This window comes from Bacillus sp. XF8 (genome assembly GCF_017498755.1).
Lineage (GTDB): Bacteria > Bacillota > Bacilli > Bacillales > Bacillaceae_G > Bacillus_A > Bacillus_A bingmayongensis.
Genome location: NZ_JAGDQK010000021.1, coordinates 171398 through 178681, shown reverse-complemented (window position 1 = coordinate 178681; position 7284 = coordinate 171398). Strand labels below are relative to the sequence as shown.

At 41.4% G+C, this 7284-nt stretch carries 6 protein-coding genes; all 6 read left to right on the top strand.

Annotated features, from left to right (window positions below; translation table 11 throughout):
• Positions 1-1407 (top strand): acyl carrier protein (locus J4P91_RS15095; protein ID WP_207994786.1); only part of this gene is annotated, 1407 nt, incomplete at its 5' end.
• Entirely contained in the window at positions 1404-2621 is a 1218-nt protein-coding gene (locus J4P91_RS15090; RefSeq protein WP_207994785.1) for a beta-ketoacyl synthase N-terminal-like domain-containing protein, read from the top strand. The genes J4P91_RS15095 and J4P91_RS15090, both read left to right, overlap by 4 nt.
• A 19-nt stretch (positions 2622-2640) precedes the next feature.
• Positions 2641-3900 carry a hydroxymethylglutaryl-CoA synthase family protein gene (locus J4P91_RS15085; RefSeq protein ID WP_207994784.1) on the top strand — a complete coding sequence of 420 codons (1260 nt, stop codon included), beginning with the start codon at positions 2641-2643 and terminating at the stop codon, positions 3898-3900.
• A complete protein-coding gene (locus J4P91_RS15080) occupies positions 3900-4661 on the top strand; it encodes an enoyl-CoA hydratase/isomerase (protein WP_207994783.1) in 762 nt (253 codons plus the stop codon). Before J4P91_RS15085 ends, J4P91_RS15080 begins: the two co-directional genes overlap by 1 nt.
• A gap of 23 nt (positions 4662-4684) precedes the next feature.
• Positions 4685-5434 carry a polyketide synthase gene (locus J4P91_RS15075; protein WP_207994782.1) on the top strand — a complete coding sequence of 250 codons (750 nt, stop codon included), beginning with the start codon at positions 4685-4687 and terminating at the stop codon, positions 5432-5434.
• A gap of 9 nt (positions 5435-5443) precedes the next feature.
• Positions 5444-7276: a polyketide synthase gene (locus tag J4P91_RS15070; protein ID WP_207994781.1), complete on the top strand. Its 1833-nt coding sequence runs from the start codon at positions 5444-5446 to the stop codon at positions 7274-7276.
• The last annotated feature ends 8 nt before the right edge of the window (positions 7277-7284 follow it).

Genomic DNA, 7284 nt, shown 5'->3' with positions numbered 1-7284 from the left:
TCGGCGAAGACTGAGGAGGCTTTAACAGAAAAAATAGCAGACCTGATAGCCTTTTTGGAGAGCCCAGAAGGGCAGGAAGCGGACCTTTTACAAATTAGTTATACCCTTTTACATGGTCGCCAGCATTTTCGCCATCGATGGGCTATGGTAGTTCAGGGGCATGAAGATGCGTTATATGCTTTAAAGCAGACCATTAATAAAGAACATGTACCAAATCTATTTCAGGGTCAGGTATCCCCTTCATTTGTGGGACAAACAGCTATAAAAAAATATATTGCTAATTTATTAGAGCAAAGCCGTGCTATGCACAAAGACCCCCAACAATATCAAGAGAATTTATTGGCTTTGGGCTCAATGTATTGTCAGGGGTATAAAGTGGACTGGGAGGATTTATTTGTTGGTACTGCTTCTCAATGTTTGCATATGCCAACTTATCCTTTTGCACGAAAGACATATTGGATAGTGGATAAGGAACAGGAGATGTCTTTCTTCAATCAGAAAAAAAGGGATTTGTTGAGCGAGGAAACCATGCGATATGCCGAGAAGCAGATAGAGGAGATCCAACCAAAGGATACTAGCCAATATGTTTTACAAAACTTGATAACACCAGATTCAAATGCATGGCCGTCTAAACCCATAGAAAAACCAAAAGCAATCGAGTTAATGATATTAGCCAACGATAAGATACAGGAAGAAAGATATTTGAATACACGGAATGTTGAGAGTATCGAAGATGCGCTGGCAATGATGCTAGAGGAAGTTTTAGGTTTGGATCAAGACACCGTAGATCGTAACATGTCGTTTATTGAAATGGGGATGGATTCGATTGTCGGAGTAGAGTGGATCAGAGCAGTAAATGAACGATATCAAACATCGCTTACAGCTAATAGTATTTACGAATATCCGAATATTCGTGAATTTGCGACTTTTCTATCTCAAGATATATCAGAAGATATGAGTGATGCTCAAATCGATTCTAAGGTTGAGCTTGCCTCATCGGTGGAAACGGCATTTAAAGCAAGCGAAACGCCAATTAATAATACCATTGAATCAATACAATTATTTCTGATTGCTAGTCTAGCAGAATCTCTTTCCATGGATCAGAAAGATATTGATTTAGATGATAAGTTAGTTGAATTAGGGTTAGATTCTATTGTTGCTGTGGAATGGATCCGGACAATAAACGTAAGGTATGGGGTCGAAGTTACAGCCAACACGATCTATGAGTATCCCTACCTTCGTGAATTTTCCGCTTTTTTACATGAACAATTAGCTCAGCAAGTGGAAGATGAAACAACCGATTCGGCTCCTCTCCATTTACAAAAGCTTATCCAAAGTGTACAGGCTGGTGAGATCGATATAGAAGAAGCTGATCAGTTATTGCAAAGGAGGGGGATTAGAAAATGAAAACAGAGTTGGTGATTACCGGGATCGGTGTACTTTCTGCTATCGGTCAAGGCAAATCGAATTTTTTTTCGGCTTTGATAGAGGGAAACCATGCCTTTAATCAAATGAAACGACCGGGCAGGCAAAAGGAGATAACTTTTATTGGAGCTGAAATAGAAGAGCTGATTTATCCGGACGAAGGTGTGAAAAAGAAAATGCGAAGGGCATCCCTTACTAGTCAAGTAGCTTTACTCACATTGATGGAGGCATGGCAGGAGGCGGAATTAGATTGTGTACCTGCTGAGCGAATTGGCTTAATTGTAGGTGGCTCCAATATACAACAAAGGGATATGTTGCGCGTCTTTGAAAACTATCATCATATGCCGCATTTTATCTCTCCAGCATATGGGATGTCCTTTATGGACAGTGATGTTTGTGGTTGGTGCACAGAACACTTTAACATCAAAGGATTAGCATATACCACTGGTGGTTCTTCCGCCAGTGGTCAATTAGCTGTTATTCAAGCATGTGAAGCGGTATTATCTGGGCAGGTGGATGTCTGTATTGCTTTAGGTGCATTAATGGATATTTCGTATATGGAGTGCCATGCTTTTCGGTCATTGGGAGCTATGGGGACAGATATCTATGCACAGCAGCCTGAAGAGGCTGCACGTCCTTTTGATCAAAAGCGGGACGGGTTTATTTATGGTGAAAATTGTGGTGCGGTAGTGATTGAACGGAAAGAGATGGCATTAAAACGGCGCATTCGTCCCTATGCCCAACTGTTGGGATGGGCCCGGACAATGGATGGTAACCGCAATCCTAACCCTTCTCGTGAAGGGGAGAAACGTGTTATTCAACAAGCATTGAGTCAGGCCAATCTTTTATCTGAGGCTATTGATTATATCAATCCCCATGGGACTGGTTCACATATTGGGGATGAGACCGAACTTCAAGCGTTGATGGATTGCGATCTGACCCATGCTTATATTAATGCAACCAAATCAATTACCGGGCATGGCTTAAGTGCAGCAGGTGTGGTGGAATTAATTGCAACGTTATTACAAATGGAAAACGGGCAACTGCATCCAACTCGCAACTTGCAGGACCCGATAGATGCATCATTTAATTGGGTGCGTCAAGAGAAAATAACCGTGCCGATTACCCATTCACTTAATCTAAGTTTTGGGTTTGGTGGCATAAATACAGCCATTTGTCTCAAAAATGAAAGATGATACTCAGGAGGGATAGAAGATGAAAACAGTTGGAATTGAGGCAATGAATGCCTTTGGTGGAACGACTTATCTAGATGTGATGGAATTAGCAAAACATAGAGGATTGGATGAGCAGCGCTTTGAAAATTTATTAATGAAAGAGAAGGCGGTCGCTCTTCCATTCGAAGACCCGGTCACATGTGGTGTGAATGCAGCTAAACCGATTGTTGATGCGTTATCGCCAGATGAAAAGGACCGCATTGAGCTATTAATTACCTGTTCTGAGTCGGGCGTTGATTTTGGTAAATCGATGAGTACATATATTCACCATTACTTAGGCCTAAACCGCAATTGCCGTATGTTTGAATTGAAGCAAGCTTGTTATTCAGGTACAGCAGGGTTACAAATGGCAGTTCAGTTTATTCTCTCTCAAATATCTCCAGGTGCAAAAGCTCTCGTGATTGCAAGCGATATCTCACGATTTTTAGTGGCAGAAGGTGGCGAGGATTTGACACAAGATTGGTCCTATGCAGAACCGAGCGGTGGAGCCGGGGCAGTGGCGATGCTGATTAGTGAGACGCCTTACCTGTTTCAGATAGATGTGGGAGCAAATGGTTATTATGGGTACGAGGTTATGGACACATGCCGTCCGATTCCAGATAGTGAAGCCGGAAATGCGGATCTATCCTTGCTGTCTTATCTGGATTGTTGTGAACAGACCTTCTTGGAATATCAACGGAGGGTAGCTGAGGTGGATTATCAGAAAACCTTTCAGTACCTCTGCTATCATACGCCTTTTGGCGGCATGGTCAAAGGGGCTCATCGTACAATGATGAGGAAAATGGTAAAAGCCAAACCTCAAGAAATTGAGATAGATTTTGAGCAACGTGTTTTGCCGGGACTGAAATATTCTCAACGTGTGGGTAATATTATGGGAGGGAGTGTCCTTTTATCTCTGTTAAGCACCATTGACCAGGGGCAATTCGATTCACCGAAGCGGATTGGCTGTTTTTCCTATGGATCAGGCTGTTGTTCCGAATTTTACAGTGGTGTTGTAACACCTCAAGGTCAAGAAAAGCTTAGACGTTTTCAAGTAGAAGAACAATTAAACCATCGATACCGCTTATCTATGCAAGAGTATGAAGAACTGTTAATAGGAAGTAGTGCGGTTAAATTTGGAACGCGTAATGTGAAATTGGATCTTAATCTTATTCCGGGGGCAGCCTCGATAAGTAAGGATAAAGGGTTTTTAGTCTTAGACGAGATTCATGAATTTCATAGAAAATACCGGTGGTTATAATGAACTATCAGACGATAAATGTCCGTATTGAACAAGCTATTTGTTATTTGCAGCTTTATCGCCCAAATGAAAATAATACCATTAATGACCAGATGATCGAAGAGTGCCACCATATACTTGATAGCTGTGAAGAGTCGATCAATTTATTGGTATTAGAAGGGGTACCAGATGTCTTTTGTTTTGGGGCGGATTTTCAAGAAATGCATGACACTATGGAAAGTGGAAAAGTTCGTGAGAGAAACCCAGAACGGTTATATGATTTGTGGTTAAGGTTAGCTACTGGCCCCTTTATTACCATTTCTCATGTTAGGGGGCGGGTTAATGCAGGAGGTGTTGGCTTTGTGGCTGCCAGTGATATTGTATTAGCTGAAAGCTCAGCTCAATTTAGTTTGTCAGAGTTGTTGTTTGGTGTTTTTCCGGCAGCTGTACTCCCATTTCTAATCCGTCGAATTGGAATGGGTAAAGCTAACTATTTGACTCTTATGACGAAGGCAATTACAGCTGAACAGGCAGAGGTATGGGGATTAGTTGATGCTTATGAGGATAATAGCCAGTTATTACTCCGTAAGCATTTGCTTCGTCTTAAACCGTTAACCAAAAGGGCCATTGAGCACTATAAACGGTATATCCATCAGCTTAATCCTTCCCTGCAAGAAACAAAATTTCTGGCAGTGGAAGCAAACAAGGTGATGTTTTCAAATCCGCAAAATCTGTCAGGTATCTACCGTTATATTGAAACAGGGAAGTTTCCATGGGAGTGAAGTGATGACAAAGAGGAGTGAATATGATGACGTCTGTTGTGCATTTTCAAGAGTTGGAGCCTAACATCGTCTTATTAAGGATGCAGGATCAGGCACACAAAAATACATTCTCCAATGCTTTAATTGATGGCTTGATTGATGCATTTGAAGCAATACAGGCTAATCAAACCTATAAAGTGGTGATTTTAACAGGTTATGACACCTACTTTGCCTCAGGGGGAACCCAGGAAGGTTTGTTAGCCATTCATGAGGGCAGAGAAAAGTTTACCGATAAAAATGTTTATAGTTTGGCATTAAACTGTGAAATTCCTGTAATTGCTGCAATGCAAGGTCATGGTATTGGGGGTGGTCTTATCATGGGGCTGTTTGCAGATTTTGTTATTTTAAGCAGGGAAAGTGTCTACACAACCAATTTTATGAAGTATGGCTTTACACCCGGGATGGGAGCCACCTGCATTTTGCCAAGGAAGTTGGGGATTAGTCTAACCGAGGAGTTGTTAATCAATTCCGGTACTTATCGAGGAGCAGAACTTGAAAAGAGAGGGATTCCTTTTCCTGTTTTGCCTCGGGGGGAGGTGTTAAATTATGCTATTGATTTAGCGCGCGAGATTGCTGCAAAGCCAAGGTATTCTCTTGTTTTATTAAAAAATCACTTGGTTGCTCCTATCCGCAAGGAACTACCTACCATTATAGAACAAGAAGTCCTTATGCATGAAAAAACATTTCATCACCCTGAGGTGAGGGAGCGGATTAATAATCTATTTGGGAAATGAGAGGAGTGAATGGCAAACATGGATACAAAGGCAATATTTCGTGCCCTCCAGACAGGTGATATCACTATTCAACAAGCTTATGACGAACTATCAGTATTTCTTGATCGAACACAGCAGGTTAAAGGGGAAGATAGGGAAATTGTGAATGATGAAGAGATAGCTTTGTCTATGCAAGATTCAGTGGTGGATCTTCAAGAAATTGAACCGGGTATTTTTCAGATAACCATGCAAGAACGTATGCATAAAAACACTTTCTCCCCAGAATTGATTACGGGACTTATACAAGCCTTTGATTCCTTACGTACCAATAAGGACTGTAAGGTGGTAATCCTTACAGGTTATGATACCTACTTTGCTTGTGGGGGGACACAAGAAGGATTAATGGCACTATATGAGGGAAAAGCGAAAATGACTGATCTTCATCTTTATAGTATGCCGCTTGAGTGTGATGTACCTATTATCGCTGCAATGCAGGGGCATGGTTTGGGGGGAGGACTATGTCTAGGATTGTTTTGTGATTTTGTTATTATGAGTAGGGAAAGTACATATGCCTGTAATCATATGAATTATGGCTTTACCCCTGGTGATGGAGCGACGCTAATTTTACCCCGTGTTTTGGGTCATCCTTTGGCGCAGGAACTTTTATTTACTGGAAAGAACTTTAAGGGTGCTAATTTAGCTGAACGAGGAGCTTTAGTGCCTATTCTTCCTAGAAAGGAAGTCTTGAACCATGCAATCAAGATGGCAAAGGAATTGGCAGAAAAACCAAAGGAATCTTTGATGTTATTAAAGCAACATATGGTGTCTTCCTTAAAGGAGAACTTAAGTGAGGTAGTAGAAAAAGAATGGGCGATGCAAGAGAAATCTTTGGTTAATAGACCGGAAGTGCTAGAAAAAATGTTGCCGGCTTTTGATTCGTCGTCCAACTCATTGTCTAATTCATTGTCCTTTCCTGAACTTCTCCATTTGAATCAACATTTTAAAGGTCAACCGGTATTTTGGCTACATAGTGAAGGGGGGGGCGTAGAAGGGTATCAATGGTTGGCAGAGAAAAGTAGGCGGCCGTTTTATGGAATTCAGGCAAAAGGGCATATGACAGAACATGCTCTCATAAAGGGAGTAAAATCAATGGCTGCTTATTATGTAACAATGATACAAAGTAAACAGGCAAAGGGTCCTTATGATTTAGGTGGGTATTCAATGGGAGGAATATTGGCTTATGAAGTGGCCCGTCAGCTTCAGGAGATGGGGGAAACGGTTCGCAGTCTAGTGATGTTGGACACGCCGGATCTCTTAAGTTGGGAAAAAATTCGACTTAGTCCTCAAAGTAGGGCACTACAGGCGGTTAACATGGCCTTGTTAAATCGTAATCGAAAGGATGGGGATGGAATTTTACAAAAGCTGATTCATCATAAAGAAGTCTCTGAGTATACCGATGAAGAATCACTTTTGATGAAACTGATTTGCTTGGGAAGAGAGAGGGGATTGTCTTTAACGTTGTCTGAATCGGCATTATTGAAATTGTTTCAGCGTCATTTACGAATGCAGGAGGCTTTTGAGCTGGAACAATACACTCTATTACCCCTTCCTGATGCTTCTGAGGTTACTTGCTATTATGTCCGAAATCAAAGCGGTTTATTTTATGGTGAACTCGCGCCCTATCTAACGATGAATACCGATGAAATTACTATTGATCAGACATGTTACTGGGAGGAATGGGATCGGGTGTTTCCTCGTTTTCAGCTATTAGATGCAGCATCAACTAGTCATATGACACTCTTATTCGATCCAGCTGCACAAGTGGATATTATGTCGTTGTGTGAAAAGATATATAACTCATAAATAGTATA

Excerpts from the sequence above, each read along its gene's own strand:
- J4P91_RS15070 (WP_207994781.1), top strand. The coding sequence starts at position 5,444 with ATGGCAAACATGGATACAAAGGCAATATTTCGTGCCCTCCAGACAGGT.
- J4P91_RS15080 (WP_207994783.1), top strand. The coding sequence starts at position 3,900 with ATGAACTATCAGACGATAAATGTCCGTATTGAACAAGCTATTTGTTAT.
- J4P91_RS15090 (WP_207994785.1), top strand. The coding sequence starts at position 1,404 with ATGAAAACAGAGTTGGTGATTACCGGGATCGGTGTACTTTCTGCTATC.
- J4P91_RS15085 (WP_207994784.1), top strand. The coding sequence starts at position 2,641 with ATGAAAACAGTTGGAATTGAGGCAATGAATGCCTTTGGTGGAACGACT.
- J4P91_RS15075 (WP_207994782.1), top strand. The coding sequence starts at position 4,685 with ATGATGACGTCTGTTGTGCATTTTCAAGAGTTGGAGCCTAACATCGTC.